The organism is Thermolongibacillus altinsuensis (assembly GCF_004341205.1).
Lineage (GTDB): Bacteria > Bacillota > Bacilli > Bacillales > Anoxybacillaceae > Thermolongibacillus > Thermolongibacillus altinsuensis.
This window is the reverse complement of record NZ_SLUL01000013.1, coordinates 61368-80620: the sequence shown is the minus strand read 5'-3', so window position 1 is coordinate 80620 and position 19253 is coordinate 61368. Positions and strand designations below refer to the sequence as shown.

Annotated in this window: 19 protein-coding genes and 4 pseudogenes; all 23 read right to left on the bottom strand. The window is 35.4% G+C overall.

Features of this window, described 5'->3' with window-relative positions:
• Positions 1 to 61 precede the first annotated feature (61 nt).
• Positions 62 to 463, bottom strand: coding sequence for a GNAT family N-acetyltransferase (locus tag EDD69_RS11800; RefSeq protein ID WP_243643108.1), 402 nt, complete (start codon positions 461 to 463; stop codon positions 62 to 64).
• 346 nt (positions 464 to 809) lie between these two features.
• A pseudogene (locus EDD69_RS11790) lies at positions 810 to 917 on the bottom strand (ThiJ/PfpI family protein); the annotation flags it as partial.
• A gap of 168 nt (positions 918 to 1085) precedes the next feature.
• Positions 1086 to 1811 (bottom strand): MOSC domain-containing protein, encoded by a 726-nt coding sequence (locus EDD69_RS11785; protein WP_132949147.1) that lies wholly within the window; start codon positions 1809 to 1811, stop codon positions 1086 to 1088.
• 90 nt (positions 1812 to 1901) lie between these two features.
• Positions 1902 to 2508 (bottom strand): annotated as a pseudogene (locus EDD69_RS11780) (GNAT family N-acetyltransferase).
• Positions 2509 to 2650: 142 nt separating this feature from the next.
• Positions 2651 to 3190: a GNAT family N-acetyltransferase gene (locus EDD69_RS11775; RefSeq protein WP_132949146.1), complete on the bottom strand. Its 540-nt coding sequence runs from the start codon at positions 3188 to 3190 to the stop codon at positions 2651 to 2653.
• Between the two features lie 235 nt (positions 3191 to 3425).
• Positions 3426 to 3870: pseudogene (locus EDD69_RS11770) on the bottom strand (N-acetyltransferase family protein).
• A 46-nt stretch (positions 3871 to 3916) separates the two neighbouring features.
• Positions 3917 to 4789, bottom strand: a complete 873-nt coding sequence (locus EDD69_RS11765; protein WP_243643111.1) for an aminoglycoside 6-adenylyltransferase — start codon at positions 4787 to 4789, stop codon at positions 3917 to 3919.
• 280 nt (positions 4790 to 5069) lie between these two features.
• A complete protein-coding gene (locus EDD69_RS11760) occupies positions 5070 to 5759 on the bottom strand; it encodes a M15 family metallopeptidase (RefSeq protein ID WP_132949145.1) in 690 nt (229 codons plus the stop codon).
• A gap of 217 nt (positions 5760 to 5976) precedes the next feature.
• Positions 5977 to 6645 carry a Type 1 glutamine amidotransferase-like domain-containing protein gene (locus tag EDD69_RS11755; RefSeq protein ID WP_132949144.1) on the bottom strand — a complete coding sequence of 223 codons (669 nt, stop codon included), beginning with the start codon at positions 6643 to 6645 and terminating at the stop codon, positions 5977 to 5979.
• Between the two features lie 805 nt (positions 6646 to 7450).
• Complete coding sequence (locus tag EDD69_RS11750; RefSeq protein WP_341539346.1) at positions 7451 to 8098, bottom strand: ABC-2 transporter permease; 648 nt, start codon at positions 8096 to 8098, stop codon at positions 7451 to 7453.
• A gap of 5 nt (positions 8099 to 8103) precedes the next feature.
• Positions 8104 to 8958 carry an ABC transporter ATP-binding protein gene (locus tag EDD69_RS11745; protein ID WP_132949152.1) on the bottom strand — a complete coding sequence of 285 codons (855 nt, stop codon included), beginning with the start codon at positions 8956 to 8958 and terminating at the stop codon, positions 8104 to 8106.
• Positions 8958 to 9338, bottom strand: a complete 381-nt coding sequence (locus EDD69_RS11740; RefSeq protein ID WP_132949142.1) for a GntR family transcriptional regulator — start codon at positions 9336 to 9338, stop codon at positions 8958 to 8960. Before EDD69_RS11740 ends, EDD69_RS11745 begins: the two co-directional genes overlap by 1 nt.
• Before the next feature lie 1126 nt (positions 9339 to 10464).
• Positions 10465 to 10704: a hypothetical protein gene (locus EDD69_RS11730; RefSeq protein ID WP_132949141.1), complete on the bottom strand. Its 240-nt coding sequence runs from the start codon at positions 10702 to 10704 to the stop codon at positions 10465 to 10467.
• A 289-nt stretch (positions 10705 to 10993) separates the two neighbouring features.
• Positions 10994 to 11416, bottom strand: coding sequence for an NUDIX hydrolase (locus tag EDD69_RS11725; RefSeq protein ID WP_132949140.1), 423 nt, complete (start codon positions 11414 to 11416; stop codon positions 10994 to 10996).
• Positions 11417 to 11954: 538 nt separating this feature from the next.
• Positions 11955 to 13182, bottom strand: a protein-coding gene (locus EDD69_RS11720; RefSeq protein WP_132949139.1) for an IS3 family transposase whose coding sequence is annotated in 2 segments (ribosomal slippage) — positions 11955 to 12909 and positions 12908 to 13182 — 1230 coding nt in all. Because the reading frame shifts where the segments join, the coding sequence is not laid out codon by codon here.
• A 105-nt stretch (positions 13183 to 13287) separates the two neighbouring features.
• Complete coding sequence (locus EDD69_RS11715) at positions 13288 to 13737, bottom strand: hypothetical protein (protein WP_132949138.1); 450 nt, start codon at positions 13735 to 13737, stop codon at positions 13288 to 13290.
• 168 nt (positions 13738 to 13905) lie between these two features.
• A complete protein-coding gene (locus tag EDD69_RS11710; protein ID WP_132949137.1) occupies positions 13906 to 14169 on the bottom strand; it encodes a hypothetical protein in 264 nt (87 codons plus the stop codon).
• Positions 14170 to 14189: 20 nt separating this feature from the next.
• Entirely contained in the window at positions 14190 to 15254 is a 1065-nt protein-coding gene (locus EDD69_RS11705) for an anti-sigma factor (protein ID WP_132949136.1), read from the bottom strand.
• Positions 15251 to 15775 carry a sigma-70 family RNA polymerase sigma factor gene (locus EDD69_RS11700; protein ID WP_243643107.1) on the bottom strand — a complete coding sequence of 175 codons (525 nt, stop codon included), beginning with the start codon at positions 15773 to 15775 and terminating at the stop codon, positions 15251 to 15253. Before EDD69_RS11700 ends, EDD69_RS11705 begins: the two co-directional genes overlap by 4 nt.
• Positions 15776 to 16624: 849 nt before the next feature.
• Positions 16625 to 17419, bottom strand: coding sequence for a DUF817 domain-containing protein (locus EDD69_RS11695; protein WP_132949135.1), 795 nt, complete (start codon positions 17417 to 17419; stop codon positions 16625 to 16627).
• Between the two features lie 107 nt (positions 17420 to 17526).
• Complete coding sequence (locus EDD69_RS11690) at positions 17527 to 17748, bottom strand: helix-turn-helix domain-containing protein (RefSeq protein ID WP_132949134.1); 222 nt, start codon at positions 17746 to 17748, stop codon at positions 17527 to 17529.
• A 10-nt stretch (positions 17749 to 17758) separates the two neighbouring features.
• Positions 17759 to 18235, bottom strand: a complete 477-nt coding sequence (locus EDD69_RS11685) for a DUF2975 domain-containing protein (RefSeq protein ID WP_132949133.1) — start codon at positions 18233 to 18235, stop codon at positions 17759 to 17761.
• A gap of 326 nt (positions 18236 to 18561) precedes the next feature.
• Positions 18562 to 19068, bottom strand: a pseudogene (locus EDD69_RS11680) (transposase family protein); the annotation flags it as partial.
• Between the last annotated feature and the right edge of the window lie 185 nt (positions 19069 to 19253).

The window sequence follows — 19253 nt, the reverse complement described above, 5'->3', positions numbered from 1 at the left end:
TCATAAGGGAGGTAATGAAAATTGGAAATCAGGTGGCTCATTTTTTATGTGATCGAACCCTTCAAAAGTGGCTCAACTTTAAATTATCAAATACACCCATTTTCGTATGAAAGGCAATGGAAACTTTGTTCACTGGTGAAGTTACACAACGGACGATATTCCGGCCATTCTTTTTAACAATATTAAAAAATTCATTGTACAGTCGTTTTCCAATACCGTGTTTCCTATAATCCGGATGAACTCCAACAAAGTGTATATATGCTTCTTCTGGATATGTTTGGGATAGAAAACCTATCAAAAATCCAACGATTTTTCCATCTTTTTCGGCAATGAAACTTGTATTTTTAAAATGGTCGAAGAATAATTTTGGCAACTTATCAGACATTTGTCTTCCGCCCCACCACTCATTGATTAGTGGAGAGATGACATAGTAGTCTAACCATTTCACTGAACGAATTTCCATCTTAATCCCCCTTCATTTGTAAAAGTATGACTATCATAAAAGCAAATTTAGTGCTATTCTTCAACTAATTCGCCCGTTAGCCAACCATGAAGCAAGTTTCTCCACAGATGATGGAAGTTAATTCTTTCTTTCATGGAAGTTGAACAAGAACATTTTTTATATTTTCTCATCTTGCAAAAAAGCTTGTAGAATTTTTCCTCAAACTTTTAAAGTCATTGCCACTATTCAACTACAGAACCCCATTAGCGGAATAAACATACTTTCACAAAAGATGACTAAATCCACTTTTCCATGAATATTAATTCATCCGTTTTAAAACCCAATTTTTCATAAAATCCTTGAACTTTACAATTTTGACGGTCCATTCAGGTTCTTTAACACGATTTAATAAATCCCAAGGCAAAAACACATCAATATCGGTAAAATCATCAAAAGCTACAATTGCAATTTCCATTAAATATCCTCCCCAAAATCTTAGCCCTTTTACTTAATATACTCTTCTTCAATCTGTCCTGTTATCTAGCCATAAAGCGAGCTTCCCCACAGATTATGCAAGAAGTTCTATCCTTCCACGGGAGCTTAGTAGAGTTGACATTTGGTTTGATGATGATTTAGCAAAATATCATTCAAGAAGAAAGACTTCATCGCCTACATGAATTTCACCTGTTTTTATAACAGAAGCATAAACGCCAAAATGATTATTTCTTTGTTGTACAAGAGTTTTAAGCAAAGACGAATCTTGTTCTGCATTATCAGGATTAACAGCAATAATCATGCACCGTTCACAATGTCTTTTTAATTGAATCTCCACTTCTCGTCCTATTTTAATCCTTCTGCCAAACCACGTTTCTTCAATAAATGGGACTTTCTCTTTTAATGATATAAGTAAATTAGGGCGAAAACGTTGATAATTGACCTCTTTTCCCCATATTTCTTTTAATTTAAGCAAAGAAGCATCCGTTACCAATTGAATGTGTTCTTCTTCAATTGCCCCTAAAGGTACATAAGAGGGAGTATATTTTACAAGAGAAACTTTCCGTTTCGATTTGTTTTCTATTTCTCTAATTAGGTCTTCATCCCCCCAATCAACAACCTTACCTTCAGGTGTCGTTATTTCGACTCTGGGGTATTCTTCCATTAACTCTTCCCTAACAAATCTTGCTTTATATCGAACCATTTCTGGGAATTGTGTTATTGTTAAAAACTTCCCTAGTCTTGTTTCATCTAAAAAAGCATGACTACGGTCGCCATACAAACCATATTCCATTACTTTAGTTTTTTGTACACTCTCTCCATGGAAAGATTTCACAGGGTAACGGACAATTTCCTTGATATGGCCGATTAACATTTCATTCTCTCCTTAAATTAATTTTTGTCTACCAAAATTATACAAAAATCTACTCATTCATCACTTCCGTGACACCACAGATGATAGAAGTTAACTTGTTCTTCCATGGGGGGTGAATAAAGGATTATTCTTTTTAAACTCATTCCATTCCTCACGAAGAATACCCATTCGGATGGAATCATAGTATTCGCCATTATAGTAGCGGCATTTTCTCATTCTACCTTCTAATCGCATTCCCAATTTTTCCGCACATCTTATCATTCGTGGATTTCCAGACCAAGTCGTCAGACCCACTCTCTCGATGGTTAGATTTTCAAAGAGATAGTCAATCCATAAAGACAATGCTTCCGTTCCAAATCCACCATTCCAATGTTCAGGAGAATATATGACGATTCCCATTTCAAGCCATCGTGTACGCTTATCCTCCCAATAATAGCTAACCATACCTATAATTTGACCTTGATGTTCAATAATCATTTGACTTGGTACATCCGTAACATTCATTCTTTCTTCCATTCTCTTATCTCTTAGAAAACTTTTCAAAGGTACAAAATTCAAGCGGATAATAAGGAGCGTCGTACTTTTTCCATTCTGGATTCTCCACACCGTATATCAGGTTATATAGAATTGGCAGATCATCCCGTGTTGGTGTGCGCAGAGATATTCTTTTTCCTGTCAGCAACAACTTTTGTAACATATATCCCCCCCCTATCTTACAGAATTCAACAATCCATGCTATTATCCCTTTTCTAAAAGGCTCTATATCGTTAATGGTTGATTTTCGACCAAATGAAAAAGCCACCTTATGATGTAAGGTAGCGTTTTTGTACATATTTTATTTAACTATCGCACCATTCGTTCAATAACTCTTCGTTACTTTCTTTAACTCCCGAGTATATATAATGGTTCTTACCGAAAATAAATACTTCTTTTTCCTTAGTAAAACCAATCTTCTCTGCCACACGAATGGATGGAACATTTCTTGGATCAATAATACTGATCAGCTTATTTAAACCCAATTTGTAAAACGCATATTCCTTGCACGCTTTGGCTGCTTCTGTTGCGAATCCCTTTGACCAATACTTTTTATTCATGTGATATCCAATCTCCACCTCAATACTGTCATTTATTTTTTGTTTAACAAGACCACAATCACCTATCAATTCATTCGTTTCCTTCAAACAAACCGCCCATAATCCATAACCATCATTCCGATATCTTTCTTGATTTCGTTTAATCCAGTCTTGAGTTTGCTGAATGCTAAAAGGGGCTGGATAAAACTTCATGGTTTCTGGGTCAGAAAAAATATGATGTAGAGGAGTAATATCCTCATCTTTATACTGTCTTAATATCAACCTTTGTGTTTCAAGAACAACCATTTCCCCATACCCTTCCCCTTTGTTTAATCTCACGTTTTAACTAATATTATTTGATTTAAGATAATGAATTCCTTGCTTCTTCAACCTTTCTGCTCCCTTAGCCAACCATGAAGTAGGCTTCACCACAGATGATGGAAGGTAACTAGTTCTTCCATGGGAGACAATCATGTCGCATCTATACGGCACCATCAGGAGAATGAAAAAGGATAGCTTAATAAAAAAACTACTGGATACACTAACTGATTTCATAAACTAACCATTCAGACAATTGACCCCCCATTTTGTTGTAAAGAGATTGAGCAACTAAATTATCCTTTGCAGTTTCCCATGTCATGTAGGCAAAATCATTCTCTCTTATATAAGACAAGCATGTTTGAAACAGTTTCTCACCTAGTTTTTGCTCTCTTGCTTCTGGTATCACAAATAAGTCATTTAAAATAGCCATCCTGAAGAGTGCTAAAGGAGAAATACAAGGTTGCAAAACCTAATAATTTTCCATCTTGTTCTGCAACAAATTGTATTCCACTGGCGGGGTTATCCAATAGATTCTGCATCAATCCTTTCAGTGACTCTTCCGTTGGTTTAGGTCTTTTATAAAAATCCACAATGTATTGATACATTAAATTTAAAAGTTGCGGAATATCCTCTCGATTAGCTGTTCTTATAGCTAAATCCCCCATCTCTTTTCCCCTCCATTTGTATCTTTATGTATAAAGGAATTTAACCTTAAAAAATTGATTTTGCATCTTGCGGCAATTCTTTTACGTGTTTTAGAAACTTTAGTGCTCTTTTACATTCTTCTTCAGGAAACTGAAAACCATATACTTGCCCAACATATTCAGCAGTTTTTTTGAATAAGTCATGGAATAAGAATAATGAACTCCAAATATTATCATAATTAGCATCTGTATATGTCTTCTCAAAGTCATTCCAAATTTCAGGCTCCAAGAACTTTTTTAAGCGTCTTCCTCCTTTTCCAATCGAGTATTTATAATCTGTTTTAATCCCTATATACCATTCAAGCATTTGAATTAATGGCTCACGTAAAACAATATCTATTAAACGCATTAACAATGGTAATTCTTGTCTCCAAATGGTTTTTGGAATATGAGATCCTAATCCCCATATAAAACTATTACAACAATCGTTATATAATTTTTCCGTTGGTTTTTTAATAAGATAACTTTGTTCACTTGGAGGTGGGATATCTGGAATATTGTGGTCTTTGTCCAGTAAAACCTTTGTCAAACTATCTTTAATTAGTTCATCCACTTTACTTATGTGAATAAAATGCATATCAATTCGGTTTCCATCCATAAATTGCATTAAATATGTATAACGGCCATCGCCAATGGGAGGTGGAAAAATTTTATCTTCAGGTTTTTCCATAAGCATTACTTCCCCAAAGTGAGACAAAATATAGTTTTCATCTTTAAATGGTTTAACACTTGTAACTAAATATACAATATCATAGTCTTGAAATATATCTTTTTCTATGTTTGGATTTACACGAGAACCGTTCATTAGCACTCCACGTATACGATGATCTTGCTTAGCAAATGTTATGATTAAATCCAACATTTCTTGTTCTGTTTTCATTTTCACATATATCACCCCTTCCTTCGATACGAACGGTCTCCATATTTTCTTTTTTAGCATTCCTACCCCCAAAAGTTAAGAAGTAATATTCTAATTATACCATCCAGAGATTATATTTTTTATTGAACTAAACTGCCCCGTTAGCCACCCATGCATCGCTTCGTCGGTACCACTGATGATGGAAGTTAATTTATTCTTCCATGGGAGCTTCAGAAGAAAAGAGCTACTGCAGCAACCCCAATGGAATCGTTTATTCATAAAAAGGTTGATTATGTTGTAGTTATGCCTTTTGTAACAGATTCAACAATTCTTGTTCTGAAACGGGATGATAAAGAGCATGATCCGCATTAGTCATTACCGCCCAGTATCTGTCACCGTATGACCAGTGCCACCATTCCGTGAAGTAGTTAACAAAACCAACAGACTGAAGAGCGTGTGCGAGGATCTGGCGATTTTGCATTGCTTGTGTACTGATGTTTGTCGCATCAAAAAAAGTTGCGTTGTCCGTTTCTTGCGGTATGGCATCATACGGTGTGCCAAGATCCAATTCGATACCATTGGCGTCAATCAGGGTTAAGTCTACTGCACCACCTGTTGGATGAGGAGCTACATCAGGAGGTGCTACGTATTTGGATGCCTCAGCCATTAAATGATCTAAATCTCGATTTGAAGAATTTTCCTTTACCCGTTGTAATGCCCGCTCAAAGGCTCGCTGTTGAATATGTAAAGGACTGTATCCTTCCTTAATGAAAAAACGAATACCTTTTGGAAGTAATTTTTTAGCCAAGGAAAGTTTATTAGCTACGGAAAGGCGGACAAAAGAAAAGTAACGACTCCTGTTAGAAAGAGATGGATCTACAACGATATCTGGATCAAAATTAACAAGGTCAACAAATGGTTCTTGAGAAGGATGTACATTCATTGAGAAAACTAATGGATCACTCATTAAGATTTTTCTTAATTCTTTCATAAAGCTATCCCCTTCTTATAATGGTTTAGCCACCTACAAAAAACTCCGGATTTCTCCGTTCAATCTCTCAGCAAACAAATCTAAATCTTTAATATGACCGACAACATTTTCTATTGTATATGATTCAACCTATATTTTCTAGGAATATTTTGAAAATTCTATTGTTGAACTATACTGTCTCGCTAGCTACCCATGAAGTGAGCTTCACCATAGAGGCTTAATAGGAACCCAAAAAATTCGTCTGAAGCTCTTCCTCTATCACCTTCCTCACCTTGTTATCCAAATAAACTTTATAAGCCTTTGCCTTTGGTCTAGAACTAACTATATTACTTATGTTTTGTTCGATATAATGGATGGCAACCCCGTCATCCGCTGCAATACCAGCTTGTATGTCTCCAGAATAAATTAGTTTATGATACGAAGGTCTTCTGTCTAACTCTCCATCATAATGCGGACAATTACTTCCCTTTAGAAAACCTAAGCATTTAATTGGTTCTAATCCCTCTCCAAATGAATCTGTGACGCCTTCCTCGAACCAACATATAGAACCAGCACTAATGCCAACTAAAACAATCCCTTGGTTCCAAGCTTTTCTCAAAATATTATCTAAACCCCACTCTTTCCATAAAACTAATAAGTTCCTTGTATTTCCCCCACCAACATATATAATATCCTTCCCCAGTATAAATCCCTCTAAATCCCTTGTTGGCGGTCTAAATAAAGATAAATGAGAAGGTTTGCAATTTTGTTTATTAAAGAAGTTATAATACCTTGATATATAAATGATCTGAATCCCCGCTGGCAGTGGGGATAAACAAATCTTTGGAGTAGTTTTCTTTGCTTGTTTCAATATGTACAAATCTAATAACGGGTTATCCGGTTCCATTGAGCCCCCCGCCGCCTAGAGCAATGATTTGCCGCATCTTATTCCTTCCTTTCTAAAAAGAACTATTTTCCACACCGATAATTTCTATGAATTAAAATCTAATCATTTTTCAACTAACCTTCCCCATTAGACACCCATGTCGCATTTCACAGCACCACAGATTATGCAAGAATTTCTATTCTTCCATGGGAGACAACCATGCCGCATAATTGCGGCATTATCAGAAGAATGAAAATATTCATTTTCAGGATAGACTTCCATGCCGCGTTGCGACACCAGCAAATGATGAAAATACAAATTTTCGGGATAGAAAAAAATGGCTGTAAGCAGAACACCCGCGTATTTTGCGGGTGTTCTGCTTAAATAACTAAAAGATTAAGTAAACTGTAAAGCTTCTATAACCATAAGAGAAGTCATTCCGCCTTTGGCTATGTATAGCCATGTGAATTTGAGGCTGCTTACTACGCTAGTCAGAGAAAAGTAGCTGACTAAGTTCAGCTATTTCTCTCTGTTTAACGTGTCCGTTTCCTTGACATAATACCACAAAAAAGTTTGTATAAAAAAAACAAGAAACTTTGTACAAACTTTTTATTGCAAGGCATCTTTTTCATATTTAGAGAAATCAGCTTTCTATCTGCAATTCTCATTTTACGTTGTTCTATTTTTCTGAGGCTACCCTTTAATAATCTTTTTTATGGATAATTTTGTTTGTTATTTATCTCTAATTTTTTTGAATGCGAACATTAAAGCAACAAAAAGAAATAAAAATATGATTATTTTCATTCATATTCACCTCAAAAAATGATTATAAGTTTTTCCTTGAATAGATTCGGATTGATATAATCATTGAAATTAATCCCATTAAAACAGCTATAGCAAAAGGTATCCAATCCTTTATAGATTGAGGTATTGGTAAGTCAATATTGATATTAATATCAATAGATTGATACCATTCAATAATAGTTGGCAGCGTAAACGGAGTTAAAAAGATCATAATGAGAAAAATATATTTTGTTTTTTCATACCCAAATTTGGTTTGAACAGGAATTAATATACCGAAAAAAACAGAAATAATAAGAAGAGCTACTCCTACACTATAAATACTTAACCGTGTTAATCCATATGATGCACCAATCACTGCAGCAAGATTATATAAAAGAAAGCACGCAATAAAAATGACGAGAATAAATACGTATTTTGCTTTAATAACACCATTTCGAGTATATGGAGTTGTACAAAGAAGGGCTGCCCCTTTATATTTATCCTCTTGAAACGAAATCATATTAAACAAAATATATTCCACAAATAAAACAGTAGTAAGAAAACTTATAAAGCTGCCGTTACTTAATCCTAATTTTGAATTGATAAATATAGGTGCTACAATTGCAAAAATAAGCATAACCAATAGATACTTTTTTGCTAAAATTAAATCTTTTTTAACGAGATGAAGCAACAATTTTATCTCTCCTTTACATAAGCCAACATTACATCTTCAATGGAGGGTCTTTCTATAATAATATCTTTCATTTGCTCACATACTTGATCTACTTTATTGGTAATTCCTTCGAATCCAAATGGTGTTTGACGTAATCTTAAAAATAATTTAGTCGAGTGTTCATTTATTAAACGATTATCCCCTTTTATCAAAGCGTGTCTTTCTAATAGTTCGTCTTTACTTTCATTGAATACGATTTTGCCATTGTCGATTAAAATAAGCATATCAGCTACTTTCTCTAAATCAGACGTAATATGAGTAGAAAAGAAAACACTTTTCCCCTCTTCCTCCATGAAATCTAAAAGTATTTCCATTAACTCATTACGAATTAATGGATCAAGCCCACTTGTTGGTTCATCCATTATTAATAAATCCGCATGGTGAGATAGAGCTAAAGTAATAGCAAATTTCATACGCATACCTTTCGATAAAGTGGCAATTTTCTGGTTTAATTTTAAATTGAAACGATTTATGTAGTTTAAGAAAACAGATTCATCCCAATTCGTATATGCTGGGGCAATAATACTCTTCATTTCTTTCAATGTCATCTCTTCATAAAAATAGCCTTCGTCTAAAACTACACCAATGCGATTTTTTATTTCGTATTCATTTTTTTCCATATCTTTACCAAAAAATTTAATGCTACCGTCATCTTTGGGATAAAGTCCAAGAATGGTTTTAATTGTTGTTGTTTTCCCAGAACCATTTACACCGATGAATCCTGTTATGCAGCCTTCCTTTAGTGAAAAAGTTAATTGTTCTAAGCTGAAACTACCTAACTCTTTTTTTAAGTTATTTACCTCTAAAACGGCTTTCATCATTCATCATCCTCTTCAAAAATGATATCCATCATTGAGTAAAGTTCTTCTTTATTTATTCCAAGAGTTCTAGCCATTTGCCACACTTCTGAGAGCTTTTTTTCCACCAGATGCCTTTTAGATTCCAATAACATTTCCATGTTTTCAGACGCTACAAATGACCCCTTTCCTACAATAGTTATAATAAAGCCTTCTTTCTCTAACTCTTCATATACTCTTTTCGTTGTAAGAACACTAACATGCAAATCATTTGCTAATGAACGAATGGAAGGTAGTTTTTCTCCTTCTTTTAATTCTTGACGGAGAATGGCACCCTTAATTTGATCTTTTATTTGTTGGTATAAAGGTTGTTCGGAACTGTTTTTAATAATTATTTTCATAGAAAAACCTCTTTTAACTGTATATGTATTACATATACACCATATACATAATATACAATATTTACAATTTAATTTTAATTCAAATTTTTAGAAATATCAATGTGTTCACAAAATTGTAAAGGTGTTCAATAAGCAATGAATATAGAATATATCTTTTGTACTTTGAATAAATAATGCTCATATAAAGAAAATGCAGGGCAATTCGCAATAGGAATTTTACCCTGCTATGTTTTAGTTCAAGTTAAGAAATTATCTATTGTTTAAATTTGGGTGGATATTCAAACAAAGAAAGCAATAGGTTTTGTGTATCGTGAATAATAGTATCGAGGGATTGAATAGTTAGAACATTTTATTCTACTTCTCTCTTACATATTTTCCTATCTTTTTCTAGACAAATAAGTACACACGTGCTAATATGTACATAAATTAACTCAATTTATTTTTTGGCTACAATTATCATTTTTTTATACGAATTATCAAAGTTTATACGCGATTATTAAGTCAACATACCGACTTATCATTTTTTATCCTTCACTTTATATTATGTTAACTTAAATTCAAAAAATATATAAGCAGCTATTGGCTACTTACCTCCCCTTTCTTTATCTGATAAAATTCTTCGTTAATTTGCGTTTTAAGTACAATCCTTTATCATGATAAATCCAGTTGTAAAATTCTTTAATTATTTTTCTATCGCTCATATATAAACGAATATGTTTTTCTTTTAAAGAAACTCGTTAAAAAGCAATAATTTAACAAGCCACTCGACTTGATTTTCTTAGATTTCATGCATTAATATTCAATTCGTGAATTATAGCACCGGGTTTTTCTGTAACAAAATACAACAGGGTGAATTATTATTCTAAATCATCATAATTTGTGTAAATAATAGAAAAAAGCCCCCTTTCGATAAACAGAGGGAATGATAAAAACTGCCTATAATACACTTTATAATCTATTTATAATCTATAAACATTCTTAAAATGAAAGCAAGATCTAAGCACAAGTCTTTAAAGTCGGAAAACACATCTGATGTCAGTAAATCCTCCATCCCTTCATATTCTGGAAGCTTCCCGTGTATCTCAGCGATTGTTATGCATCATCACCATCTTATATACATTTTGCTTTAGGGTTGTTGATACCAACTATAGAAAATGAATGAGTACCAGCATATTAGAAAGATAAGCCATATCGCATTTCCCAAAACACCAATTTTTAAAACCATATCTTCTGATTGTTTTTTAGAAAGTTTTCCCCAAATGAATCCAATTGTAGCGGTTGGAATAATAATAAATAAATTTAACCCTTCAGAAGAAATAAACATAAGGGTCGAGATTACTAATAGTAATAATGGAACTATATTCAACAAAATGCCTCCCCTTTTTAATCAATTTGTTTTATTTCCTTTCTCGTTTTTAATATCACCTCTCAGCTTGTCACGTATATTGGCGTACAAAAGTAAATTCATAATAAAATAAATTGTTGTCCCTGTGACCAACGGATACTCAATTGTTTGGAAGAGAACCCAAGTAAATTTGATCTTCCACTAATAAATCAGGGGTATATAGCATTTACTGTCCTCCATGTAAATTTTGGGCAAACTTAACAAACCTTCTTGTTTGGATAGTGCGGTCCGCGGATCTTAAATCTCTGCTCTATACCCATTCTTCCAACAAAAACACTTTATTTCTTTCAAAGTCGTGAAGAATGGATGGAGGCAGCAGTTCACGCACTCTCTCTTTAGTCGACCAGCAATAATCGATATGTTCTTGCGAAAGAACGACTTCATGATGATCACTTTTGCATAAGTATGTAAGAATGACTACTTGTCGCGTGGCGTGCGTTTGGAACGTCGTCGCATATAAAATCCGCTCTGCTGTCACATCCCATCCGACTTCTTCTTGGATTTCGCGCAACAACGCCGCTTCTAAATCTTCCCCAAAGTGTATTTTTCCTCCGGCTAACTCCCATGTTCCCCCGCCCACTTCGTCATCATTAGCGCGTTGTACAATTAATACTTTTCCTTCGTGTAAAATAAACCCTTTCAAAACTACAACCATTTCATTTAAACCTGTCATTTCAAGCACCTTTCCTCATTATGAAATTATGAATATAACACAATGAATATAACACGGTTGCCCTCGCTCGATTAACGAATTAAGAAGAATCACCTTTATGGTTGTTGAAACCAACTATAAAATATATACCAGCACATTAAAAAGACAAGCCATACCGCGTTTCCATAAATCCTTACTTTCAAAACCATATCTTTTACTTGCTTTTTAGAAAACCTCCCCAAATCAATCCGATTGCGGCGGTTGGGATAATAAGAAAAGTGACATTTTACAAACTAATTTCATTTTTGTATCTATAGAATAATCTAAATGTTCTAGTAAAATATATCAAGATAAATTTGGGATATTTGGTATTTGTTTTATATGTATGCATCTATGTCTTTTGCAACACGTTCCTATATTGAAAAAGGACAGCCTTAATTTGGACTGTCCTTTTCGCCTTTGCGGATTGACCCCCTAAATTTGGACACATCCTATCTTATTTTAGGTTATTCTCAAAATTTCTCGTTTTTTCTTGGCAAGAAGACAAAATCCTCTTGCCTTATACGCGAACTTCTTTGATGATTAACGATTCCGTTTGCGCTTTTTTGTAAAATTCATGCGGTGGAAGATCGAGAATACTCGAATGAATCCTTCGCTCGTTATAAAATTTCATGTACTCCATCACGGCTTGATAAGCTTCTTCATAGCTGTCAAACGCCATTCTTCCTAGACATTCCTCCTCCAGTAAACGATGAAACGCTTCAATATGCGCATTCATATTCGGCGTCCGTGATGGAATCCGTTCATGTTCGATTCCAAATCGCTCACAGGCAGCTTCAAAGGCATGAGAAATAAATTGCGGGCCGTTGTCTGTCCGAATCACAGGTTTATTTGCCTGTTCAAATTGCTGACGCTTGAATAACGCTCTTTGAAGCGTCTTTACGGCATCGCTTCCTGAACAACTCAGCCCAATATGGTAATCAATCACCGAACGGTCGTACACATCGATGAGCGACAAAACAAAGAAAAAGCGTTCTTCTCCTTCAATATATCCGTATTTCACATCCATTTCCCATAACTGATTCGAGCCTGTAATAATGCGATTTCGAGCGAGTTTCTTCGGATATTGAATCCGTTTCTCTCGCTGCGGACGTAGTAAATCCATCGCTTTACACAATCGATATACTTTTTTCTTACTGATCACAAGCTGATGGTCTCTTCTTAACTGAATGGTCAGCTTGCGATATCCGTAGGCAAATCCTTCTCCCATCACAAGCTCAGAGAGCCATTCTTGGATTTGTTCGTCTGGCACTTTTTCGCCAGTTGCCGTTAGAGAGTAGCCGGGTGTTGGACGTCCCCCACCTACTGTTTTCTTCTCGACTTTTCCGTTCTGCTGATAATAGTAGGTTGAGCGATTGATTTCTAGAATCTCCAATACTTTTGTAATCGGATATCCTTTCTTGATCCACTGCTCGGCTACTTCCAATTTTTCAGTAAGTGAGGGTTCTTCTTTTTATCAAATCACGCAAAATCGCGATTTCTAAATCTTTTTCCCCTAATAGCTTCTTGAGCTGCTCGTTTTCTTCCTCCAGCCGTTTGATTTCAGCTGAAGAGGGAGAGGAAACCATTTCTTGTCCTAGTTTTCCTTCTTCATATGCCTTCACCCATCTTTGCACAAGATTCGGGCTAAGCTCGTATCTTCTAGCTACCAATGCTTTATTTCCAACTTCTAATGCTTCTTTCACCACTTGTAGCTTAAATTCCTTCGAATGTTTTCTTCGTTTCATGTATATCAAAAGCCCCCTTCATTTGGTCACTTCGATTATAAAAAACACCTTATCGAGTGTCCAAATTCATTAGGGGGCTAATGAGATAACACCAAGTGTTTACTATCACTCAATCACTATATTCCCTACATATTGAGCACTTCCACTATCGGTACGAAGGCCTACCTCAATTAGATACTCTCCTTTTTCTTTAGGGAAATAAAAATTACGGTTTTTATCAAGTTTCAATTCCATCTTTTTATCCTTCTGCCATAGCCAAACCCTTAAGTCTAAGACCTTAAAATCTTCACTGTCAAAAAGTATTAGACCTTCTTGACCTGACTTCACACTCACTTGTTTTTGTTTTCTAGCCAAGGATAGAATATCTTTCGTTTCTTTTTCGTAATGTTTATCGGAATTCCAATTTATATTCGCTTCTTTTAATTGAATTGATTGAATACCATATTCGATATCGAGTGAAACGCTAGGAGGTGTAAAATCATAGTGCTCTCCAATACATCCTGTTAAAGAAAAGGCGAAAAACAATCCAATAAATAACTTAAAAAATCCTTTCAAATCTGTTCCTCCTTATATTTCTCTAATAATAAGTACTTGTTATCGGGTAAACTCCATAAAAATATATTCAATAGACGTTGATGGAAACATGAATTTTAACATGGAAATTGGCAAGTGTTTTAACATGTGAATTTGCAATGTGACAGTTTGTGATTTCCATGAGTTTTCTTATGGCTGATAGTTAATTCCTATTCCAAACAAAATCATTCCCATACAAGAAACGATTAGGATGAAGTGAAGGATGCCGCCTAAATAGGAGTAGAATCGATCTTCTTTTAGGTGGCCAAGCAAGCATATGAGCATTCCGAACACCGAAATACAAATGTAACTGATATCAAAAACAGGGATCTCCGCTATAATTTGTACATTTAACAAAATAAGCAAAAATATAGCCACCAATGTATTTAGTATATTGATTTTTACCATTCTCATTTTTGATCATCCCTCCTTTGCTACGGCAAATTGATCTGACCTAATCGAATTACGTTGACTTCTTTCATCTTTTCTAGAGACAAAACATCTTTGGCGGTTCCTGTCATAGCGATTCCATAAATCTTCAATTCTTTATGCTTTTTCACCCATTTTAGTCGTTCTGCCATCTTTAAGTCTTTGTATTCCGTTAGTTGTGTTGCCCATTTTTCGTTTTTGTTCAACAGCTCGAGCCCTTTGACTACTTCTTCGTAATCAGTAAACGAGCGATTGAATACAGAATCTACATGCACTTTTTTGTATGGAAAGCCAATTGCCGGTGTTCGGATAAAATCTAAATCATTCCCCATCTGTTCCTCTACACCTGTGTCCAACGCAAGCCATGTCATATTATATCCTTTGAATTTTTCATTTATTTCTTTTAAGGAATAGGATCGATTCAGGGAAATATAGATTTCAACCGGCCAATCGCCCGGGAGAGATTCAATTTTTGTTCGTTCGTCAGGTAAAAAGTATTTGGCTTTCGGATGAATAAAGTTGATTCCAATGTGATCAATCGAATACCCAATCGCCCGATAATTGGATTCTTTATCAAACACATCATTTAGGAATAGTTTGTATGTGTCATTGCCTAAATATCTTCTCTCATCACCAAACAATTTATATTTGTCGGTCGTGACAGTCATGGTAAAGGGCTTGATCTCAACATCGACCGTATCGTAATCTACATACACATTTGGCGCTGTCATTTCACTCACCGTTCGAATGGTTTCAATCAATTCGTTCCCTCTGTTATGCTCTCGCCCCCAGCCGTAATAAACAAAAGTAAACATCGTCAATAGCGGAACAATAACGAGTATAAATGATAAAACGAGCAGCGTATTTCTAAAAAAGAATTTTTGTTGGGCCTTTTTCATCATTTTTGCGAGATCGGCTTCCTTCATACCTTCATCATGAAGAGTTTCATTGAGAAATTCATTGTATACGTCAAAACTTTCTAGAAGCTCCTCTATTTTCTGTTCTTCCTCTTTGCTTAATGTACCATTTTGATATTTCTGCAATAATGGTTTTAACTCGTCTTTTCTCATCCCTTCACCTCATTGCGTAATCGTTTTTCTAATTCCTGCCTGCCTCGAAACACAAGGCTTTTTAAATAAGGGAGTTTTACGTTTAACAGCTCCGCCGCTTCTTTGTAGCTAAATCCTTTTAAATCGACGAGCATAATGGCTTTTTGATACAGTTCTTTCATAGTGGCCAAATGTTTATAAATCAATTCCGCTTCATATTTCTGCAGGAACGCATTTTCCGTTTCTAATAATGGATCTAGCTTTAACGACGCAAAGAAATCATCCGCTTGTACAAGCTGCATCTTTTTTGCTTTTCTGCAGTGGTCGATGAAGGTGTTATAAGCGATCCGATAAAGCCATGACTTTATTTGCACTACCTCGTTTATGCTGCTTAAATGTAAATAAACTTTGTAAAATGTTTCCTGCAATAAATCCTCCGCTAAATGATAATCATTGGTTAATCCGTATAGATAGCGAAAAAGGGATTTCGAATATAAGTGCATAAGTATATCGAATTCAAACTTATTAGCAATGGTTTCCACCCTCCTTCCGCTATAAAAGACGCATAAAAAACAAAAATGTTTCTGTTTTTCCAAAATTTTTTATGAAACATATGCATTAATCAGAAGGATCATTGGACATCATTTTGAAACAGCATCCATTACATACTTTAATTACTTCTATATAAAGCGGTTGCCGCTAGACTTTTATGATAGCCCTCTTGGACACTGGATAAGGTTATTTTTTATTAGTGAAGCGATCAAATGAAGAGGATTTTGATTCGTATGAAATGAGGAGCGTATTCGAGGGAGCAAGCATGTTTTGCAGAATTTTAAGCTTACTTATGTCTGTTTTTTATCTACATTTGTGGCTCACTTTTAATATTTAAGACTTAATTTAAAGAAAAAAACAGGTATGCCAGTTCCGCATACCTTAACCATGATGTTTACTCAGAAAAGTTTGATATCAAGCTGTGAAAATAATGCGCTACGCAAGCAATCTCGATTATACCCAACCCAAACATGATGCTTCCCACCATCATCATAGAGCCCATTGGGTGTGGGGAAGCCCATTTGGAAACTACATATTGCAAGGTAGCTACAAGAAGACCTTTATAAGCCATAAGATACGGATAAGTGTAAGATTACAATAAAGTTATTTAATTTTATAACCTCAAACACACAAAACCCCGTTCTGATTTAGGACGGGGTTAAAATAAAGTTGTTTAATTTTTGATATAAAATGCTTTACCGAACTCAAAACTATTACAAAAAAGTCGTTTAAATCTAAGGATTCTTATTCAACAATCGCGCCCGATTGTTAAACAAGCTAATACAGGCTATGTTTGAATCAGAAGGAACTTTCAATAGATTTTGAAATCTATTTAACAGTTATAAAAATTGACTAGTACTAGTTTCTCCTAGTTGAATTTTTCCCTTAGCCTGCTTTAACGTCGCTACTATAAGAAAGCTAACAATCACTAATAAGAGCCATGAACTCACCTTTCCTAGATGAACGAGACTCCATGCATCGGTTTGGTTTGGATATTCCCAAGCTCCAAAGAACGTTGCGATATTTTCGGCTATCCATATAAAAAATCCGATGAGCACAAAAGAAAGTGCGAGTGGCATACGGTAACGAGTTCCATTAACCTCGAATGTGACCCATGATTGCCAAAAGACGATAATTACAAGTCCAGATAACCACCAACGAACGTCAATCCAATAATGGTGGGTGAAAAAATTCAAATAAATCGCAGCTGCAAGAGGTACAACTACCAAAAACGGTGGCCACTTAACCAGTTCAACCTTAAGCCTCCTCCACGCCTGGCAAAGATAACTCGCTACACTTGCGTACATAAATCCACTATACAAAGGCACTCCAAAAATTTTGAAATATCCTTCCTCTGGATAAGACCAGGAGCCCATATGTACCTTGAAAAGTTCAAGAGCAAGTCCAATAAGGTGAAACAATGTGATAACCTTTAGTTCATCCCATGTTTCAAGCCCGGAACGCACCATCCACCACTGCATCAGAAGGCAGATGATAAGCAGCCAGTCATACCGTGGCAGAAAGGGAAGTGGCATGAATTTTGTAAAAGCCAAAGAGGCAAAAATAACGGCAGGAAACAAACATGATAGGGCCTGCTCCCAACCAAAACGAACGAGTTGTTTTAGTGCTCTCATGACTTGTTCCTCCAAAGGTTTTTTCTGAATATATGCAAGTCCTGCTTAGTATAGTAGCTAGCTCACCGCCGAATAACTTTCTTTTCCTTTCAATGTTTCCTACTTTATTAATCTTGGGTGTCTTCATCACTTCGGTATTCTAAAATATCTCCGGGTTGACATTCTAAAGCCTTACAAATCGCCTCTAAAGTTGATAATCGAATCGCCTTTGCCTTTCCATTTTTCAATATAGAAAGATTAGCCATCGTGATTCCAACCCTCTCCGAAAGTTCTGTGACGCTCATTTTCCTTTTAGCCAACATCACATCAAGATTGATTATAATTGGCATGTTATTCACCTCAGATCGTTAAATCATTTTCTGATTTTATATCGATGGCTTCTTGTAAAAGTCTTTGGAGAACAGCAGCAAAGACTGCGATAACCATTGAAGCAAAAATAACGACCAATCCGATTAATATGACACCTGGGGCATCGTCTAACTCCGCCAAGATGTAGAAGAATGGCATACCAACCACATATATGCCACTGATTGTGATTGCACAATATTTTATTTTGTTTAAAGCTTTTACAGATATTTCCGAGAACGCTTTGTTCTTGTCAATATAACTTAAAAGTTTAAAAGCCTGATACAATGCAACGAAAAACGGTATCACTGATACATACATAATGATTAAAATGGGATATAGTATATGGGCATAATCTGGATTTACTGGATTATTAGCTAACCAAGGTAATCCAAATATACATAAAGCAAGAACTGGAGTTCCGATAATAAAAACAGCTATTTTTAAAAACAATGTTGACCTTTGTTTCATAAAAAGCACCTCACTTATTTATTTTTGAATGAATTTTAATACATTATTTATCGTTTTACAATAAAAAATTATTAAATGTTGATAAAAATTTGTTGTTAAATTTGACCGAAAACTTGAAGTCAGGAAAACCTTACCATTGATTCTCATATAATTATAGAAGCATCTCTGATTTCACAGAGATGCTTCTTAAAATTAGAATATCAAACACAAAAAACATCAAAAGAAGGATATTGGGCTTATTGTGCAACATCCCGTTAATTATAAGTATTTTCCTTTAAAAATAACTGGTACGCTATTCAACAATACGGCCCATTTGTTGAATATTGGCGAATTCGCTGATTTTTTCGAACGGGCGTCCAAAAAGCGACTTGGTGTTCTTCGTACAGCTTCTTTTGCAGCTTTTTGCTGATACACCCTTTGTCACCTAGGTTATACGTGACGCGATGCATTCGGGCTGAATGACACAGCTCGATCGGCAAGCTGTCCACAACCGCATACGCATGGTGTTGCCCGCGCTTGGCCAGCTGGTGTCGTACCCACTTGATCGCAAAGCCAAGCGCTCGGCAGCGACGGTTGTACCGAGAACGTTCAGGGAACAAGGCCTTGGGGAACAAATTCCCGATCACAAACCGATGCCAAGCCCGTTCGGAAGTGAAGCCCAACAATTTTCCGCGGACATGGACGGTGATGATGACCTCGTCTTCCTGTTTCAACAAATGACGATTTCGACGTTGAAGATGAATCTGGATACTCGATAGTTGAGTCGATACAAAAAACAAATATTGTTTTTGAAGTTTGGCTCGATCTGTTGTAAAATGAAAGTACTCTTGTATGTGAATTCTCCTTTTAAATGTTTGGTCGCACTTTCATTTTAAGGAGATCCTCATGCAAGGGCTATTTTTATGCTTGTCTGATTTTATCTAGCACCACGGGTATATACTCATATAAACGAATATGGTGATCAATTTTGATAATAAAAAACAGTTTAGAGATCATCTAAGCTGTCAGACTGTAGACA